This window comes from Bacillus sp. FSL L8-0528 (assembly GCF_038593085.1).
Classification (GTDB): Bacteria; Bacillota; Bacilli; order Bacillales; family Bacillaceae; genus Bacillus; species Bacillus paralicheniformis.
Genome location: NZ_CP151961.1, coordinates 2007806 through 2026695 on the forward strand (window position 1 = coordinate 2007806; position 18890 = coordinate 2026695).

Annotated in this window: 18 protein-coding genes; 2 read left to right on the forward strand and 16 right to left on the reverse strand. The window is 44.3% G+C overall.

From position 1 onward, the window contains the following. Positions 1 to 127 precede the first annotated feature (127 nt). Positions 128 to 523, forward strand: a complete 396-nt coding sequence (locus MHI30_RS10280; protein WP_075754629.1) for a MerR family transcriptional regulator — start codon at positions 128 to 130, stop codon at positions 521 to 523. 13 nt (positions 524 to 536) lie between these two features. On the opposite strand, the gene MHI30_RS10285 is transcribed toward MHI30_RS10280, so the two are convergent. The 10 genes from MHI30_RS10285 to MHI30_RS10330 all read right to left on the reverse strand — a co-directional run bounded on the left by MHI30_RS10285 (position 537) and on the right by MHI30_RS10330 (position 12165). After that, on the reverse strand, positions 537 to 800 hold the full coding sequence (locus MHI30_RS10285) for an HPr family phosphocarrier protein (RefSeq protein WP_081379941.1): 264 nt from the start codon (positions 798 to 800) through the stop codon (positions 537 to 539). 173 nt (positions 801 to 973) lie between these two features. After that, the gene (locus MHI30_RS10290; protein ID WP_065643202.1) at positions 974 to 2074 is read right to left on the reverse strand and encodes an MBL fold metallo-hydrolase; all 1101 of its coding nucleotides are present in this window, start codon (positions 2072 to 2074) and stop codon (positions 974 to 976) included. Between the two features lie 376 nt (positions 2075 to 2450). After that, entirely contained in the window at positions 2451 to 2648 is a 198-nt protein-coding gene (locus tag MHI30_RS10295) for a hypothetical protein (protein ID WP_237562725.1), read from the reverse strand. Between the two features lie 115 nt (positions 2649 to 2763). After that, complete coding sequence (locus MHI30_RS10300) at positions 2764 to 3825, reverse strand: enoyl-CoA hydratase/isomerase family protein (protein ID WP_075754633.1); 1062 nt, start codon at positions 3823 to 3825, stop codon at positions 2764 to 2766. A gap of 15 nt (positions 3826 to 3840) precedes the next feature. After that, a complete protein-coding gene (locus tag MHI30_RS10305) occupies positions 3841 to 4626 on the reverse strand; it encodes an enoyl-CoA hydratase-related protein (protein WP_075754635.1) in 786 nt (261 codons plus the stop codon). Between the two features lie 80 nt (positions 4627 to 4706). Beyond that, positions 4707 to 6161, reverse strand: a complete 1455-nt coding sequence (locus tag MHI30_RS10310; RefSeq protein WP_075754637.1) for a CoA-acylating methylmalonate-semialdehyde dehydrogenase — start codon at positions 6159 to 6161, stop codon at positions 4707 to 4709. Positions 6162 to 6179: 18 nt separating this feature from the next. After that, positions 6180 to 7067, reverse strand: coding sequence for an NAD(P)-dependent oxidoreductase (locus MHI30_RS10315; RefSeq protein ID WP_075754639.1), 888 nt, complete (start codon positions 7065 to 7067; stop codon positions 6180 to 6182). A 15-nt stretch (positions 7068 to 7082) separates the two neighbouring features. Beyond that, positions 7083 to 8798: an acyl-CoA dehydrogenase family protein gene (locus MHI30_RS10320; protein ID WP_075754641.1), complete on the reverse strand. Its 1716-nt coding sequence runs from the start codon at positions 8796 to 8798 to the stop codon at positions 7083 to 7085. Positions 8799 to 9246: 448 nt separating this feature from the next. Further along, positions 9247 to 10212 (reverse strand): mannose-6-phosphate isomerase, class I, encoded by a 966-nt coding sequence (manA, locus tag MHI30_RS10325; RefSeq protein ID WP_178388320.1) that lies wholly within the window; start codon positions 10210 to 10212, stop codon positions 9247 to 9249. A 9-nt stretch (positions 10213 to 10221) separates the two neighbouring features. Beyond that, positions 10222 to 12165 (reverse strand): PTS fructose transporter subunit IIABC, encoded by a 1944-nt coding sequence (locus MHI30_RS10330; RefSeq protein ID WP_075754645.1) that lies wholly within the window; start codon positions 12163 to 12165, stop codon positions 10222 to 10224. 255 nt (positions 12166 to 12420) lie between these two features. On the opposite strand from MHI30_RS10330, the gene MHI30_RS10335 reads away from it, so the two are divergent. Further along, complete coding sequence (locus tag MHI30_RS10335; RefSeq protein ID WP_025810013.1) at positions 12421 to 12735, forward strand: YfzA family protein; 315 nt, start codon at positions 12421 to 12423, stop codon at positions 12733 to 12735. 221 nt (positions 12736 to 12956) lie between these two features. On the opposite strand, the gene MHI30_RS10340 is transcribed toward MHI30_RS10335, so the two are convergent. From MHI30_RS10340 to MHI30_RS10365, 6 genes are all read right to left on the reverse strand, one after another. Continuing rightward, the gene (locus MHI30_RS10340) at positions 12957 to 13247 is read right to left on the reverse strand and encodes a hypothetical protein (RefSeq protein ID WP_228119630.1); all 291 of its coding nucleotides are present in this window, start codon (positions 13245 to 13247) and stop codon (positions 12957 to 12959) included. 415 nt (positions 13248 to 13662) lie between these two features. Then, the gene (locus tag MHI30_RS10345) at positions 13663 to 15606 is read right to left on the reverse strand and encodes a BglG family transcription antiterminator (RefSeq protein WP_075754647.1); all 1944 of its coding nucleotides are present in this window, start codon (positions 15604 to 15606) and stop codon (positions 13663 to 13665) included. Positions 15607 to 15859: 253 nt separating this feature from the next. Then, the gene (locus MHI30_RS10350; protein WP_075754649.1) at positions 15860 to 16516 is read right to left on the reverse strand and encodes an ABC-2 transporter permease; all 657 of its coding nucleotides are present in this window, start codon (positions 16514 to 16516) and stop codon (positions 15860 to 15862) included. Beyond that, positions 16500 to 17369: an ABC transporter ATP-binding protein gene (locus MHI30_RS10355; protein WP_197197202.1), complete on the reverse strand. Its 870-nt coding sequence runs from the start codon at positions 17367 to 17369 to the stop codon at positions 16500 to 16502. The genes MHI30_RS10350 and MHI30_RS10355 overlap by 17 nt, the downstream gene beginning before the upstream one ends. 11 nt (positions 17370 to 17380) lie before the next feature. Continuing rightward, a complete protein-coding gene (locus MHI30_RS10360; RefSeq protein ID WP_020451666.1) occupies positions 17381 to 17755 on the reverse strand; it encodes a GntR family transcriptional regulator in 375 nt (124 codons plus the stop codon). A gap of 280 nt (positions 17756 to 18035) precedes the next feature. Then, positions 18036 to 18887: an SDR family oxidoreductase gene (locus MHI30_RS10365; RefSeq protein WP_075754651.1), complete on the reverse strand. Its 852-nt coding sequence runs from the start codon at positions 18885 to 18887 to the stop codon at positions 18036 to 18038. Between the last annotated feature and the right edge of the window lie 3 nt (positions 18888 to 18890).

Below are 18890 nucleotides of genomic sequence, written 5' to 3' on the forward strand. Positions count from 1 at the left end.
AAGGCAAGAGGTTTTTCTAAAAAAATAGCTTCTCTTCCTTTGGCTTGCGTTAAAGCCCACTTTAAGGTCTATAATCATTGTGTGTTGTGACAATTAGAATATTGATGAATATGATGGAGGATTCAAAATGGGGTATTCTATAAAAGAAGTTGCTGAAAAAGTAGGCTTGCCTACACATACACTACGATATTATGAAAAAGAAGGTCTACTGCCTTTTATTAAAAGAGACGCCAATGGAAACCGCATTTTTGAAGAAAAAGATTTGTCGTGGTTGGAGCTTGTGATCTGCTTGCGAAAAACCGACATTGCGCTTTCGGAATTACGGGAAATCGTCAATTTAACAAAAGAAGGAGATTGGACCGTGCCAAAACGCAAACAAATACTTGAAAAACATAAAGAAAAAATGCTTGAAAAACAAAGAGTTCTGGAACGCACCTTTTTAAAGATCGATGAGAAAATCATGTACTATGATGGATTAGAAAAAAAGAATCAGGAAATATCCTTGAAAGCGGATGAAAAGTGATTTGCATCCTTTCTCATTGCAGCAAATTCAAAAGAAATTTTTCCAAAGTTTCCTTTGCGGTTTGCTCATCCGTTCCATTGACCATTAACGTGATCTCATCCCCTTCTTGAACGCCTAATTGAAGGATTTCCATCAAATCTTTCCCGTTTGCTGTCTGCCCGTTTTTCGCGAGTACGATTTCACTTTTAAATGAAATCGCTTTGCGGACAAACAGAGTCGTATGTCTGGCCTGTAGCCCTCGCGGAAGCCGAACTGTTGATTTTGTTACTAACATCATAACTCTCCTTGCTTTTTTTCGATTAAGGCTGCGAATAAGCTGCATCTACAGAATAATCGTTAAAGTCCACTTTAACGCAAGGGGTTTTGTGAAATTTCCTGATAAAAGCCGTCTCCGGTCTGCGCTGGAAACGGCTTTTTCTTAGAGTTGCAAAGGGAGTGCAAACCACCTGCTTACATATCCCACCAAAAGGAATCGGGAAGCGAGTATTGTCCGTTTAACAGAACCGTTTCACCAATCGCGGGAGCAATCATGTTGGCGTCTTTTTTCTCAGCTTCTTTCAAAGCGCGTTCAATCGGCTCTTTCCAGCCATGATAGGCGAGGGTGAACGCGCCCCAGTGAATCAACATCATGTGCTTTCCTTTTACATCTTTGTGGGCCTGTACAGATTGTTCAGGTGTCATATGAATCCCGGACCAGCGTCTGTCATATTGACCGCCCTCCATTAAGGTGATATCAAAAGGGCCGTATTTTTTGCCGATTTCCTTAAAATGTTCATCATATCCCCCGTCACCGCTCGTATAAAAACGCGTATGCTTTCCGAGGATAATCCAGCCGCCCCACAGGGTCGTGTTTCGATTCAACAATCCTCTACCCGAAAAGTGTTTGGAGGGTGTCAAGGCTATCGTCAAACCTTGAAACTCCGTTTCATCCCACCAATTGAGCTCTGTGATTTTTTCTTTCTTAACTCCCCACCGTATCAAGTGTGCGCTGACTCCGTGGGGAACGAAGAAATGACCGGCCTTTTCCTTCAGTTTTAAGATGGATGGATAATCTAAGTGATCATAATGATCATGTGTAATCAAGACGGCGTCAATCGGCGGCATATCATCGACCATATGCAGGATGTCTTCGCTGTAGCGTCTGCTTCCGATAAATGATACGGGTGAAGCAATTGGACCCAGCATAGGATCTACGAGTATTTTTTTGCGATCGATGCTCAGTAAAAAAGCGGAATGTCCAAACCACGTTAAGCTGTCTTCGTTACTTTTAACTGTGCTCCAATCGATCTTAGAAACAGGGATTTGGCCGGAAGGATTGCGTTCCTTGCCGCCGGAAACAGCGTCTCTCATTATCGAGAAAACGCCGGAGATTCCGCCCATATCCATCTTTTCCGGAGCTTGATTGACAAATTTGCCATCCGCATAATTGTCAAAGCTTTGATACAGTTTTTTTTGTTCTTTGCTTGGATTTCCCCCAAACACGGGGTGTATATTGATGAACAATAAAACAGCCGCGCCGAATACGATGATAAAAATGAATAAAAACATCATGATTTTTTTCATTGTTCCTTCCTTTTTAGGATGATATCTTGCTTCTTCCTATTCTATCGATTATACCTGCATCATCGCCAGTGTGACGCTGTGTATGGGATCATACCATCGTAAATGTAAAGAACCCTCCCAATTTGGAGAGTTCTTTTTTATGAGGTAAATGCGTGCCGTCATTATTTGATTTGCACCAATAAAAATGTGTATTTGGTGCCCTCCGGTTTGTTTTTCCAATAAATCGTTACCTCCGCATCCCCCTTTTGGCGTCCTTCGTAGTCTACCGAATTTAAGCCCGGATTAGCATATGCGTGAAGAATAAAGGGATCATCGACCGCAACCTCTAAATCGTCGTCCGAAAATTCAATTTGAGGACCGCCATTTATACTGCCGCAATAAAAATGTGCACGTCCGGAACCGCCAATGCCGACTGTTTCACGGTGAGGATATGAGTTGAGCATTCGCTCGGTTTAATGGTACCGACTGATGCAGCATCTACAGAGACGGCATGAAAGGACATCACCGTCGCGAGGGCCATGCCAAGGGACAAGAAATACTTGCTTAATTTTCCGATGTTCATGTTGTCAGCCTCCAACCAAATATTGTTAGTATACATATTCTCCAGATAGAAATATATACCTCTTTCATATGGCTCTTACAAAAAAAGAGCTGACGTTAATCGTCAGCTCCTGCTTTTAAAATCGGACAGATTCAGAAGGTTGGAAAAACCGGTCCACCGCTTCATCGGTTACATCTGAAACGTGCCGGTACGTATAGTTCGGTGATTGATCACGGTCGATCAGGACGGACCGGACGCCTTCGAAGAAATCATTGTGCTTCAAAAAGTTCTTTGCCAGCACCAGATCCGTTGCAAAGCATTCTTCCAATGTTTTTTGACGTCCGTCCGCCAGCTGTTTCAATGTGATTTTCAATGAAAATGGCGATTTGGAAAGCATCGTTTTTTTCACATTCGAGCTAAAAGTGCTTCCTTCGCTTTCGAGCGATTGAAGGATCTCTTCCAGCTTATCATACTTAAAATGACGGTCAATCGCTTGCTGATCACGGGCGAGCGTGCTTTCTTGGGAGGGTTTCGTTTTCGATTCGCCGATCAGCTGATTGAGCTTTTCTTCAACATTTGCAAGGCGCCAATCTGTTTGTTCCACTGTTTGGATCAATCGTTCTAAAGCGCCGCTCTCCATGTAGGCGTCTGCCCCATTGATATACAGCACGTCGGACGCATGGATGACAGACGCCGTTAATCCAAGAAACCTTCCTAAGTGTCCCGGGGCTCTGTTTAAAAAATAGGCCGCGCCGACATCCGGAAAGAAACCGATATTCATTTCGGGCATCGCCCATTTTGTCCTCTCCGTGACAATCCGGTGGCTGGCCCCGTATGTCAGGCCGACGCCTCCCCCCATAACGATCCCGTCCAAGCAGGCGATGATCGGTTTCGGAAATCGATGGACTGACATATCGACTTCGTACTCTGTTTCAAAAAAGCGCTCGGCTTCTTGCAGGGCCTGTTTTGACGAACGTGCTTCATAGAGTGCCTTAATATCCCCTCCGGCACACAGTCCTTTTGGTCCCGCACCTTTGATGACCACAACGGAAACGTTTTGATCTGTCTCCCACTCGTTTAACTTTTCACCAATCAGACGGACCATGTCGTATGTGAGGGAGTTGAGCGCTTTCGGGCGATTCAAAACAATCGCTGCGGCGCCGTTTTGATTAACGGAAAACAGCACGTCATCGGACATCTGGATCCACTCCTTTTATGAATGATGAAAGTTTGGTTTGCGCTTTTCGACAAATGCGTGAATTCCTTCTTTGGCATCTGAAGTGACAAACAGCTCGGCGAATCTGTTTCGCTCCCTCTCCAGTGCCTGTTCCATGCTTTCAGAGGCGCCCTGTACGACACATTCGACGGCGCGCCTCACGCTGGTCATGCTTTTTCCTTCGATAAAAGACGACGCGACCCCTGCTGCCGTCTTCATCAGTTCCTCCCCCTTTACCGCCATCTGCGCAATATTCATCTCTACCGCCTCTTGAGCTGAAAGCGTTCGGCCCGTCAGGATGAGATCGAGTGCTGTCGCTGTATCCGTTATGTTACGAAGCCGCTGTGTACCTCCAAACGCGGGAATCAAGCCGAGCTTTAATTCGGGAAGGCCGAGTGTTGCATCGTCTGATACGATTCTGAAGTGGCAGCTCATCGCAAGTTCCAGGCCTCCGCCAAGAGCCGGTCCGTTTATCGCCGCAATGACGGGCTTATTGGAAGCTTCAATTTCATCACAGAGCGCCTGGCCCCCTTTTGCGAGTGCCACCCCTTGTTTTTGGTCCCCGAGTTTTGAAACGAATTCTTTTATATCCGCTCCCGCCACAAAAAATCGTCCTTCTCCTGTGACGATGATCGCTTTTGTCTCCTCGTCGCGGGCCAATTCCCGAAAAAGAGAGCGTAATTCGGCGATACAGGAAGAAGAGAGTGTATTTGCCGGCGGATTGTTCAACGTGACGGTCGTGATGCTATGTTCTGTTTTAAGTGTGGCATATTTCAAGTTCAATATTGATCCCTCCCTGTTTAAATAGAAAAGGCCCCTCTGAAAAAATCTGTTGCGCATGAGAGGGAGCCTTATGTTAAGAATTAGAACCAGCGTTCAGTGACGACCTTTTTGCGCGTGTAAAACTGGACGCCGTCCTTTCCGTTTGTCCCAAGGTCTCCATAGAAAGAGGCCTTGTTCCCTGCGAAGGAGAAGAATGCCATCGGAGCCGGTACGTTGACATTGACGCCGATCATTCCGGCATCGATTTTGTCGCGGAACTGCTGGGCGCTTTTCCCGCTCGACGTGTATATGACAGCGCCGTTGGCAAACTTGGATTGATTGGTTAGCTTGATCCCCTCATCAAGGTCTTGTACGCGGACGACACTCAAGACCGGCGCGAAGATTTCGTCCTGCCAGATTTTCATCTCCGGTGTCACATGATCGAAAATCGTGGCTCCCACAAAATATCCTTCCTGAACATCCAGATTGCGTCCGTCCACGGCGAGTGCGGCGCCTTCTTTTATACCGCTGTCGATATAGTCAAGGACGCGTTGTTTATGGACTTCACGGATCAGCGGACCGACAAAGTGATCCTCTGATCTGCCGTCCCCTGTCTTCAGCTTCCGTGTTTCGGAGACGAGCATTTCTATGAAGTCATCGGCGATGTCATCAACGACCGCCGCGACGGAGCAGGCCATACAGCGTTCTCCGCTGCTCCCGAATGCCGCCCCGATGATGCCTTGAACCGATTTTTCAAGGTGACAATCCGGCATAACAATCGCATGGTTTTTTGCGCCGGCCAGCGCCTGAACGCGTTTCCCGTTGGCTGTGCCCGTTTGATACACATATTTTGCGACCGGTTCTGAACCGACAAAGGAGACGGCTTTAATATCATCGTTCTCCAATATTCCGTTTACAACATCCTTTCCTCCATGAACGAGGTTCAACACACCTTTCGGAAACCCGGCTTCATAAAACAGCTCGACAAGTTTACCGGCAAGAATAGGAGTGCGTTCCGAAGGCTTCAGGACGAACGTGTTTCCGCAAGCAATGGCGAGCGGAAACATCCACAGAGGAACCATCATTGGAAAGTTAAACGGCGTAATGCCGGCGACGACCCCCAAAGGATAGCGCCAAATCGATCCGTCGATTCCCCCTGCAATCGCGGGCAGGGATTCTCCCATCATTAAAGTAGGTGTGGCTGTCGCAAGCTCAACAACTTCGATTCCCCGCTGAACTTCGCCTCGGGCGTCTTTTAACGTTTTGCCGTTTTCCGTCGTAATAATGTCTGCCAATTGTTCTTTTTGCTCCTGGAGAAGCTGTAAATACTTGTATAAAAGCCTTGCCCGATTGGGGACGGGCACAAGCGACCAGGTCTGATAAGCGTGCTTGGCAGCCTGCACGGCACGATCTACATCCGCTCTCACAGATAGAGGCGCATAAGCGATGACGTTTCCGTTTGCAGGATTGACGACTTCTTCCGATTCCGCACCTAGAGAATTGACCCATTCCCCGTCGATATGGTTCATCATTTTTTTTGCATTGGTTGTGATCATTTGATTTCTCACCTCTCCTTACTGATAAGTTGTCTTCTGTTCGCTTATTTTTTTGTATAAAACAGACATATCTTTTTCCCCGTATCCGTTCTGATCGGCTTCTTCGTAAATGCCGAAGAGAATCTTGCTCACCGGCAGTTCAACGTTGTTCTTCTCAGCCAAATCCAATGCAAAGCCAAGGTCTTTCAGCAGCAGCTTCAGAGAAAAGCCAGGTTCATAGTTTTCATCCGCTATGAAACTTTTATAGTTGCGCTCATAGATTCGGCTCTGCCCGTAGCTGACGTTCAGCATCTCAAACAATTGGTCGAGATCGAGATTGCTGTTTTTGGCAAGGTGCAAGGCTTCACTGACACCGGCTGTATAAAAACCGATTAAGAGGTTGTTGACCAGCTTCGTATTCGTTCCGCTGTCGATGTTTTCGTTCACATGAAAAATATTCTCGCCCAATGCGTTGAAAACAGGCAACGCTTTATCAAAAACGGACTTCGGGCCCCCGACCATAAAGGTAAGCGTCCGGTTGACCGCCCCGATCACACCGCCGCTGACCGGCGCCGCAAGAAAATCGATACCTTTGCTTTTCGCTTCCTCCGCAATTCGGATATTCAGTTCAGGAGCGACCGTGCTTGTATCGATCAGAAGGACGCCTGGTTCAGCCAGGTGTACGAGCCCCTTTTTCCCCAGAAAAACCTCCTCTGCAGCTTTTGATGAAGGAAGGCTTGTGAGGATGGCGTCACACTCTTCAACCATTTTTTCAACTGAAATCCCGATCGTTCCTCCTGCATGATGCAAGGCCAATTCAGCTTCTTTGTTAAGGTCCATTCCATAAACCGTAAAGTTCTCCTGAAGCAGATTCTTCGACATTGGCAGACCCATATTGCCCAAACCGATAAATCCGATTTTTTTCAAACAGTTTCCCTCCGATCACACCGTATATTTTTCATGAGCGGCTATTTTTTCTGCGATTTCGCGTTTTTGAGTAAACAGATTGCTGAAAAGAGGCAAAGAAAGGCTGCGAGCCTCTTCAAATGCGAGTTTTCTTTCGGCTTCATCAGATGCTATGCTTGATAAGGCGGTCACCGCCATCTCTTCGATTCTGCGGTAGCCTTCTTCACAAATGACATTCGTCATCATTTCTTTCAACCGTGCTTTTTCACCACCGTATATTTGCCTAGCTTTTTCGGTCCGGCGGGCGGCGGATTCCATCACATAGAGTTCTTTTTGCATGTCGGCGAGAATCCGCGCGTATTCCTGCTCCTCTTGAATGTTCACGCGGGAGCGTTTAAGCGCTTTTAATGTTTTGCCGAAAAGCCTGTTGGACAGCTGAATAAACCGCCGGTTTCGGTTTTCCTCGCTGCTTAATTGAGCTTCCGGCTCTGAGATGCCGTTTTGCTGAACTTCTTTCATCATCAGTTTGGCGATCGTCAAACGGTTAATCTCGTTTGTCCCTTCGAAAATCCGGCTGATCCTCGCGTCCCGGTACAAACGTTCGACTTCGTACTCCTGCATGTATCCGTAACCGCCATGAATCTGCACCGCCTCGTCTGCATTTCGGTCGAGTATTTCGGAGCAGTGAACTTTATTGATCGCGCATTCGGATGCATAGTTTGTGAGTTTTCTCAGTCTGTCGTCTAATGGCTCAGCCGAATTTAAAACATGGTCCAGGCAGTCTGCCGTTCTGTAAGCAGCGCTTTCGGCGCCGAAAATCGAGACCGCCATGTCGGCAATCTTTTCTTGAATCATTGAAAAACCGATGATCGGCTTGTTAAATTGTTTGCGCTGTTTGGCGTAGCTAACGGCAAGGTTCAATGCTTGCTTTGCCATTCCAATGTTCGAAAACGCGAGCTTTAAGCGCGCCATGTTTAAAATGTTCAAAGCGACATGATGACCTTTCCCGACATGACCCAAAACATTGTCGTTTGGCACCTCGACTTCTTCGAGGATTAAGGTTGCCGTCGAAGAACCTTTGATTCCCATCTTCTTCTCTTCAGGTCCGATGGAAACGCCTTTAAACGAACGTTCGACGATAAATGCTGTCATGCCTTCCGCCGTTTTTGCAAAGACAACATATACATCAGCTACTTGCGCATTCGTAATCCACTGTTTTTCCCCGTTTAAAACCCAGGATGTTCCTTCCCCATTCAAAACGGCCGTCGTTTTTGCGTTTAAAGCATCTGAGCCTGCGCCCGGCTCTGTCAGAGCATATGCTCCGATCCATTCGCCCGATGCCAGTTTCGGAAGGTATTTTCGTTTTTGTTCTTCTGTTCCATAATAAATATACGGCAATGTCCCGACTCCGGCATGAATATTAAAGGAGACGCTGAACGATCCGCCGGCTCCCATTTTCTCTGCCACTAACCCGGAAAGCTTCTTGCTGAGTGAAAGGCCGCCGTATTCCTCCGGAACTTCGATACTGAGCAATCCGAGCTCTCCCGCTTTTTGAAACAATTTTTTCACGCTTTCGTGATCCTGCTGATCGATCGATTCAAGAAGGGGCATGACTTCGTTTTTGACAAATGATTCTGTCGTTTTTGAAATCAGTTGATCTTCCTCTGTGAAATCTTCCGGCGTAAATCCTTCAGCAGCCGATTCGTGTTGAGAAATCAAGGGTTCATTCCATCGAAGTTTTGCTTTCCCCATTGCTTTCCTCCTCGCTTCCGCTAAAAAGAGTGATAAACTGAGATAAAAAGACGATGAATCCGCTTACATTTTTCCTGATACGAATCATCGTCTCCTTTTCTCATCCAGATAAGAACCAACCAATTATGAAGGGCACGGTTGTTTCGGTCATTTAGCAGGCTTTTCTTGTGCCTGTCGCCGGAACACAGCCCCGCTTTTTTGTTTCATGAAGCAACTGTTCCGCGAAAAGCTCCGGGCAATGCAGCTGATGTGTAAGTTATGAAGCTTTTAATATCAGCTTATCAAATAATTGGAAGATTTCCAAATGTTTTTTTGGTTTACTCTATTTTACTTGTGAAAGCTTGGGAATATGCATTTTCCGCGTTTTGGCAAGCCGGCATTCTTTTTTTGAAAAAATAAAACAGACCATCGTTTTGATGGTCTGTTTAGAAAGTGTACCGTTGATGGCTTATTCATTTGACAGGCTTGAGACGATACATTCTGCACGGCCGGCGATTGTAAATTCTCCAAAGCCCGCAGGCAGCAGCATGTGATCTCCTTTTTTAAAAGAAAAGTCGTTGCCGCAAGACGCGTTGATTTGACCTTCCCCTTCTATGACGCTGACAAGAAGAAACGGTTTATCCTGTTTGAAACAGGCTGATCCTTTTACATCCCATTTTGCTACTGAGAAATAAGGACACTCAATCAGTGCGGCAGTCTTGACATCACCCGATGTTTCATATTGAACGTCTTCGCGGCCAGGCGAAGACGGGACGTCGATCACTTCTATGCTTTTTTGCAAATGGAGCTCGCGCAGGTTTCCTTCAGCATCTTTTCTGTCATAATCATATAGTCTGTAGGTTGTGTCTGAATTCTGCTGCGTCTCCAAAATCAAAATGCCTTTTCCGATCGCATGGACGGTTCCGCTCGGCACATAGAAGAAATCTCCCGGCTTCACTTTGAAGCGGCGCAAAAGTTCGTTCCATTTCCCGTGTTCGATCATTGAGACCAGTTCTTCCCGCGTTTTGGCATGGTGGCCGTAAATGATCTCCGCATCTTCTTTGCAATCAATGATATACCAGCATTCCGTTTTTCCAAGCTCCCCGTTTTCGTGCAGTTTTGCATATTCATCGTTTGGATGCACTTGTACGGATAGGTCTTGGTCGGCGTCCAAAATTTTTGTCAGAAGAGGAAAGCGGTCTCCCTTTATATGTCCGAATAAATGGCGGTGTTCATTCCATAATTCGCTGAGTGTGAGCCCCTTATACATGCCGTTTTTCACGACGCTTTGCCCATTTTGATGGGCGGCGAAAGCCCAGCACTCCCCCGTTTGTTCGGATGGAATCTCGTAGCCGAAAGAGGCTAAAGCCGTGCCGCCCCATATTCTTTCTTTAAAAACAGGCTCGAAAAATAATGGTTCAGTCATGACAGGCATCCTCCTTTTTTAGATGATTTCATCCAGAAGTTTGTATGCTTCTTCTTTTGTTTGAGCAGAGAGAAGCTTGTCCCTGTAGGTGTCATCCATCAGTTTTCGGGAGAGCATTTGCAGAAGCTTCAGATGCTCGCTTCCCCCGCTTTCTTTCGGGACGGCGATCATAAAGATCAGTTTGGCGTCAGTTCCGTCAAGACTCTTCCAGTCCACGCCTGAACGTTTGATGCCGAATGCTACACTCGGCTTCTTGACGGCGTCAGACTTCCCGTGCGGGATCGCGATGTTCATGCCGATCGCCGTTGTCCCCTCTAGTTCGCGGTTCATGATCGCTTGTTTAAATTCGCTTTCCGAATGCAGTGCGCCTTTACGGGACAATTTTTGAATCATTTCATCGATAATGTCGTTTCTCGTATCCCCTGATAAATGAGGTTCGATCAAATCTGTATCGATGATGTCTGTGAGCTTTTTAATTTCCGGTATTTCGGATTTTTTGCTTTCTGTTTTTATTTCGATGTTCGGCTGCGGAATGTTATGATCTGCAACAGTTTCATTTACCCCTGCGGGAGCGGCTGCGACCTCTTTTTTGAGTACATTGACCAAAAGAGCGGTGACTAGGGATCCGGCAATAACGGCGATGAAGAACATCAACACATGATCGACAGCGCCAAGCACTGCTACAATCGGTCCGCCGTGGGCGACTCTGTCCCCTACATTACCGATCATGGCGATCACGGAACCAGTCATTGAACCCGCCATAATACTTGGGATGACGCGAAGCGGGTCCTGTGCAGCAAACGGTATGGCACCTTCAGTAATGCCGAATAACCCCATTGTAAATGCTGCTTTTCCCATTTCTCTTTCTTGCGCCTGAAATTTTCTTTTTCCTAAAAACGTTGCGATGCCAAGCCCGATCGGAGGAATACAAATGGCGACGGCGATCGGACCCATAATTTCATAGTTTCCTTCACCGATCATGGCTGAACCAAACAGGAATGCCACTTTATTGACGGGACCGCCCATATCAAACGAAATCATCGCCCCTAAAATTAATGCCAGAAGAATCGAACTAGAGCCCTGCATACCAGCCAGCCAAACTGTCAATGATTCAAAGATTTGCGCGACAGGCGCGCCGATCAGCAATACGAACGCCAAGCCGACAATAAGCGAGGAAACCACCGGTATGATGATGATCGGCATGATCGGCTGAATGGCTTTTGGCACTTTTAATTTTTTGATGGCCAGCGCCGCATATCCGGCTAAAAAGCCCGCGATAATGCCGCCGAGGAACCCCGCACCGCTTACGCTGCCGTAAAAGCTTCCCGTCGCTGCGATGTATCCGCCGATCATTCCCGGCACAAGCCCCGGTTTATCGGCGATGCTGTAGGCAATATAACCGGCTAAAATCGGGATCATGAATGAGAATGAGGCAGCCCCGATTTGCTCAATCGTTTTCCAAAAAGATTCATCAGGAATCACTAACCCTTTCGGCGTTTTTTCACCTCCAAGCGTCAGTGCGACCGCAATCAATAATCCGCCGACGACAATGAAAGGAACCATAAACGATACACCGTTCATTAAATGCCGGTAAATCGGATTTTGTTTTTTCTCAGTTTGAGCGGAGGCTTCCGTTTTCGCAGCCGAACGATAGACAGGTATATCGCCGTTGATCGCTTTTTGTATTAATTCTTCCGGTTTTCGGATGCCTTCCTGAACACCGACAGCCAGAAGTTTTTTCCCGATAAAACGGTCTTTGTTGACCGAGCGGTCTGCGGCTATGATAATCGCGTCTGCCTCGCGGATTTCCTGCTCGGTCAGCTCATTTTCCACCCCGATGCCGCCTTGTGTTTCGACTTTCATTTGAACGCCCATTCGATCGGCCGCTTTTTGCAAATTTTCCGCAGCCATATACGTGTGGGCAATTCCGTTTGGACATGATGTAATCGCTAACAGTTTCATGCGAATCCTCCTTCTGAAACTAAAGTAGTGAGCAGCTCTTGTCATTACTTTATAATAAAAACGTGTGTGTAAAAGCGTTGTTTTTTACCGCATGTTCCGGAAAAACCGGCTTTTTTTTTTAAAAAAAGCCGGACTGCAATGAGTGCGACTTGTAACACTTTTGGGACTGAATGTGCCGTATTGCATTTTGAAACTTAATCTTTCATTTTCCGTATATCAATATAAAATGGTATCTAATGCGGGGAGGGATATTAGTTGGCTGAAAAGCAAAAAAGTGTTCCATTTTTGAAAAAATATTGGGTTTCTCAAATTGGTGTATTTTTATTGTCACAGATAATTTTTATTACATTTGAAACAACAGGATGGATACCTAATTATAGAGAGATTGATGGAACACTATTTGGGAAAATTACGGAATCGTCAATTTTTAAAGAATGGTTTACTTTTTATGAAACACCACAATTAAATTTACTTACTGTCTTTTTTGGCGTCTTCTTTCTTGTGCCAGGAATAATAAGTGCATTAAAAAACGTATTTTCGCCTAGACACTATAGTAATAGCTCTAAATAACCGTGATTAAAAATAAATATGGTTTATTAAAATGAATAAAGTTAGACTATTGGATACGATACTTCAATAAAGAGGTATCTATAATGTCTGACATTAAAGGAGAAAGAAAAGGCATCCTAATAGGTGTCTCTTTTATTTTGAAATTGAAGGTGAAAAATCAATTGCAGACACCGGAAATGAATCTGCCAGGATGGAACGAAAAAAGCAGGCCGCCCACCTGCTTAGTCTGTCTTAGCTTTCTTCCATCTACTCTTAATCATCACCATGAACAAAATGTAAATCAATACAACGATGATATTATACTTAGGGTCAATTTTTAAAAAGACAGTATTAAAAGTCATCACTAGAATCATGAGGAGTGTTGCAATCCACCATATAAACTCATACTTTTTATCACTCTGATCTTGACTCCTCTTATGTTTAACCAGGTCAAAAATCAAACAAGCAGTCATAAGAACCACTAAAACAGTTGTTGTCACAGGGAAAGAAAAGTTTGATTTTACGTTATACATTATAACTGCCCCTAAAGCCCCGAGTATAAAACTAATAAGTAATCTCATCATGTATATCATACCTTTCTTCATTTTTTATTAAATCATAATCAGAGCTTTCAGGCACTAGGAATGAGGTATTTTTAAAGAATGGTATTCAGTTCGTTTCATTGTGAAAAATTGATAATCCTATTTGAGAAATAAAAAAGTGTCCAGACCTGTTGAATTAGAAAGAAACCTACTACTCACTAATTCAGGGCTCTGGACAAATATTTTAAAAGAATATAAGGATGCCGAAATAGACGATATATTCGTTGATACTGAAACAGATTTCATAAAATACAGATTTTAACTTAATTATTGAATCGTTCCTCTAACTCATGAATCCTTCTTTCAAGCTTAGAGAACTTCTTGTCGTTGTATCTACGCCCCGCCTTTAATAATCCAAATAAGATAAAAATGTCATCACATTTGTTTCTTTCGTCAGCTTTTGGATGAATGCCGGCTGCTCGCTTAAGCTGGACAGCTCTTGAAACAGTTGTTTTGTCATGTTTTGATCCTCGTGTTTGACAGCCAGCATAAAGACGAGCGATACTTTTTCAGAGCCCCAGTCAAGCGGCTCTTTTAATGTGGCGATCGCAATGGCTGATTGTTTAATCAATTTGGCGTTCGCGTGAGGAATGGCGATGCCCGCTCCGATGTTTGTCGCCGACATTTTTTCTCTCATGACGGCGTGCACAGCATATTCTTTTTCCACATAGCCTTTTTCGTATAAAGCCATTGCCAGCTGTTCAATCAGCTTGTAGCGGTGTTCTGATTCCTGCTGCAGGAAGACGAGGAAAGGAGTCGTGTCATTCAGCACTTTAAACGTTTTTTGTGTTTGCCGGGACGATTCACCGAGCTGATCCATAAAAGCGCCGAGCTTTTTCTCATCGGCCGACTCGAGCAGCGGAGATACAACGATATGGGGAATTGATAAATCCTCCAGGCTGACCGTTGATATGACAAGATCGATATCTTCATGTCGTGCAGTATAGTCCGCCAAATCAGCTTTTGCGATGCAGTCCATCACGGCAATTTGGTGGAATTTCCGTTCGATTTTTGTCCGCAGCAGCTGTGACATCCCGATGCCCATATGACAGACAATGATCGCTTTTTTATGCTTGTCTTTTCCATAGCTGAAGCGCTCGATCGCCGCTTGGAAATGCAATGTCAGATAGGCGGCTTCTTCCTCGGGAATCGAAAGTGAAAACGTTTGGTTGATGTCTTCAAGAGCATCAATGACAATATGAAACAGATAAGGGTACATTTTTTTGATATCGTTGAGCATCGGATTTGATACGGAAAGGTCATAGCTCAGCCGATTTAAAACGGTATTAAGGTGAACTTTCAATCCATTGATCAAAACCCGGTCCTCGCGGAAATTCATCATTTTCAACTCTGAGACACGATGGATTAAATATTCGACAACCTTTGGAAGCAAAGGGTTTTCCAGTCCGCTCTCCCCTTCTTTCCCAAATGGGTAACGGACTTTGCCGCCTAATATATGCAATGTTAAATAGACGGCCTCTTCTTCAGGAAAGCGGATCGCAAAAACCGCTTCCAGCCGTTTTAAACAAGCAAACGTCCACTGAAATTCTTTTTTCTTTTTGACTGCATCTATTTCCCCTGGAGAAATAGTAATCGGCTGTTTCATTTTGATGCGGCGAATCATCAGCAGTGTATGCAACAGTAAATTTTCGAACGTTTCATCAGTGAAATATAAAGAATGTCGCTTTTGCAATGATCTGATTTCGCTTTTAACAAATTCCACTTCATGGCTTAAAAATTGACTTTTAATAAATCGGCTTGTAAACTCCGGGTTGTCAATCAACTCCGAGATGCGCGCCAGCGCTTTTCTCTTATTTTTTTCACTCCCTTCGATCTTTAAACCGAGGCGCTGCTTGGACACCAGAGTGAGGCCAAACCGCTGGAGCCAAACTTCGATTTGATTCAAATCCCTTTTGATGGAAGACTTATTCAAGAAGTGCTCGGCAGCCATTTCTTTTGCAGAAACCGGCTTTGGATTCATTAATAACTGATAAGCGATTTGCAGCATTCTTTCTTCATCGGATTGCTGCTGTGCGGCGTGATGTTCGGTATATAACTGCCGGCTTAAACGGACCCTTTCATGATCTTCAATATTCAAATAAACGCCCAGTCCCGGTTTGCGAATCAATTGAGCATCAGAATGCTGATTGAGATAATCTTCAATCGTTTTCAGATCATTTCTGATCGTTTTTTCAGAACACTTTACCCTGTCTGCGAAATCTTGTACGACTAAATAGTCTTCAGGTTCAGATAACAACAGATTCAGAATGTCTTTTTGCCTTGTATTCATATCTCTCTCACCTGTTTTTCTATCCTTCCCTAAAAAGAAATGATAGTATAAGTATACTACAAACGTAACCGTTTACATTATACAGTGAAATAAAAGGGCCAAAAGTTTCGTTTTTTACCGAAACTTCCGGAAAAAATGCTTTTATCAACACGGGAATTTTTTTAATAGATGATAGTAGGAGGAAAGTAAAACAGCCGTACGGTTCTGAGCAACGAAAAAAGGATCAGCGGAGTTCCTCCCGCTGATCCTTATACTAAAATTCTCTTTTATTATAAAAGCTGAGCGATATCGCATATGAAACAGAGATCATCACGAGCAGTACGCCAACCAAAAGGATAAATGTGCCCGCATTTGACATTTCGCTCAGAAAAGCCGTTAATTTTTGGCTTAGTGCAAGGTTTTCCCCCGCATTTATAAATTTAAATAAGGCCGTCCCTCCAAATATAATGACGAAAAATATGATGATGTTCGCCATTTTGGACTTCAAATAGCCGTACTTAAAAAGCAGCGGAAATGAGATCGAGCTAAATAAAGTGACAGCCACAACAGCACCCATGACGCCTGAAAGTGTCAATGGGAAATCAAGCGGCAAGTGCAGCATATGTCCGATAGCATTGATCAAAGAATAGAAGAGAATGGCATAAGTCGCATAGACATAAACCGATACATATTTTGATAAGACGATGATGTTTCTTCTAATGGGCAAGCTGATCAGGATTTTATCACTGTTGTTTTTATCTTCTAAGGAGCTTGCGCCTAATGCCAGCTGATATGTGACAGCCAAAACCGCCACTGTATATCCGACAAGCTCAAGCTGCGACAATGTAAAAGTGAAAAATATCATCAATAACAGCGATAGTTTCATTGCCCTTTTCTGCATTAAAATATCCTTTTTAATAAGATGATACATGTTGATCACTCCTGCCGGTTGAAAATACCAAAATATCCTCCAAAGTCGGTTTTTCGATCATGACGGAATCCCCGAAATGCTGAACGACTCCCCGCTTATCTTTGGAGAGCGCTTCGAAGCCATAGTTGTTTTTCTTGATGCCGATTAAGGCGTCTTCGTTTCCTTTATGCAGCGTATCGAGGTCTCCTTTTACAATGCAGTACTCCTCCAACAGCTCATCTTTTGTTTTGCTCAGTACGAGCCGGCCGTTATGAATGAAAGTGATATAGTCCGCTACTTTTTCTAAGTCAGAGGTAATATGCGTCGAAAAGAAAATCGACTTGTTTTCATCCTGCAGCAATGTTTGCAGCACGTCGAGGAGCTCCGATCTGACAAGAGGATCAAGTCCTGATGTCGGTTCATCCATAATCAATAATTCGGCATGATGGGAAAGCGCGACCGCCAGTGAGAATTTCATCTTCATCCCTTTTGACAAGTTTTTGATCTGCCTGTTTAAAGGGAGCTGGAAGTCTTTTGCGTACCGCTGAAAAACAGCCTCATCCCACTTTTTGTAAAACGGTCTGATGATTCCTTTCATTTCGTTCGGCGTCAGTTCTTCGTAAAAATGATTTTCATCGTAAACAAAGCCGATCCTCTGCTTGATTTCGATATTGTGCTTTTCATTGTCGAGACCGAAAATGCTGATGTCCCCTTCGTCTTTTTTGATCAGGTTCATGATCAGCTTGATGGTTGTGCTTTTTCCGGCTCCGTTCGGGCCGATAAAACCCATAATATATCCTTTTTCAAGCGAGAAATTGATGTTTTTTAAAGAGAAATCTTGATAATGTTTTGATACATTTTTTAATTCCAGTATGCTGGTCACTTTTACCACTCCTCATAAACCAGTTTGAGCATCTCTTGGAGTTCCTCGTATGTAAAGCCGATTTGTTTCGCTTCAGTGACGGCTTCTGCTATGTGTTCTTCGATCAATTTGACTTTTGTTTCTCGAAGCACGTCTTTGTTGATGGCTGCGACATACGAGCCCTTTCCTGCAACTGTGACGATAAACCCTTCTCTCTCCAGCTCGTCGTAGGCTCTTTTTGTTGTAATTACGCTGATTTTAAGCTCTTTGGCCAGGTTTCTGATCGATGGGAGCGCCTCTGACTCCGAGAGTTCTCCCTTGACGATTTGATCTTTTAATTGGTTGACGATCTGCAAATAAATCGGTTCATCAGATGAATTTGAAATGATGATATTCAATGCATGACATCCCTCTATTCGTTATAACTGTATATATACAATATAAACAGTTATAACACCTTTGTCAAACAATAACAAAACAATGCATATCAATTGCAATGGTTTTGTATTACGTAGCAATTGAAGAAATAAGGAAGCAGATCATACAACAATGTTGTTTATCTTCTTGCCTGTAAAAAGGAAAAATTGAATGAATAAATCCCAATTTCTCAATGTGACACAGAGAAATTGGGATTTTTATCAGTGTTGAAAATCAGCTTTTTGGAGCAAATCCTCTTAGTTATACTCCAGAATAGGCGGAGAACCCTCCATCGACCGGTATGATGGTTCCAGTGACAAATCCCGAGGCTTTATCGCTTACCAACCATAATAATGTTCCGATTAGATCTTCCGGAACCCCAAATCTATCCAACGGCGTCTGGTTGATAATTTTTTGTGCTCGCTCCGTATACGTTCCGTCGTCATTGAGCAATAGGCTCCTATTTTGGGCGGTAAGAAAAAAGCCTGGGGCAATGGCATTGACACGAATACCGACTTTTGACATATGCACAGCAAGCCATTGTGTAAAGTTACTGACGGCCGCTTTTGCACCGCTGTAGGCGGGAATTTTCGTAAGCGGCGTATAGGCGTTCATGGATGAGATGTTAACGATCACATTTCCGTCGTGATCAGCCATGTCTTTTGCAAATACTTGAGTGGTTAACAGTGTGCCAAGAAAGTTTAAATCAAATACAGACCTTACACCTTCTATTTCTAAATCAAAAAACGTAGTCAATTCTTTAGTATTCAAGTCTTTTTTATATAAATATTCTTTATCTGTTGTTCCCTTTGGATGGTTGCCGCCTGCACCGTTAATTAGGATATTGCATCTGCCGAATGTTCTGTTAATGAGATGTTTTGCTTGTTCAAGGCTTTGTTTATCAAGGACGTTTGCTGTAAGGGCAAGTGCTTCGCCTCCGTTTGCTTGGATCTCTTTCGCTACGCTGTCAGCCGATTCAGCTCTTCGGCTGACTACTGCTACTTTTGCACCGCATTGAGCTAATGCTTTAGCGAAACAGCTGCATAAAATGCCGCCTCCACCTGTCACTACAGCCACCTTACCTTTCAAGTTGACATGAAAAGGTATCTGCACATT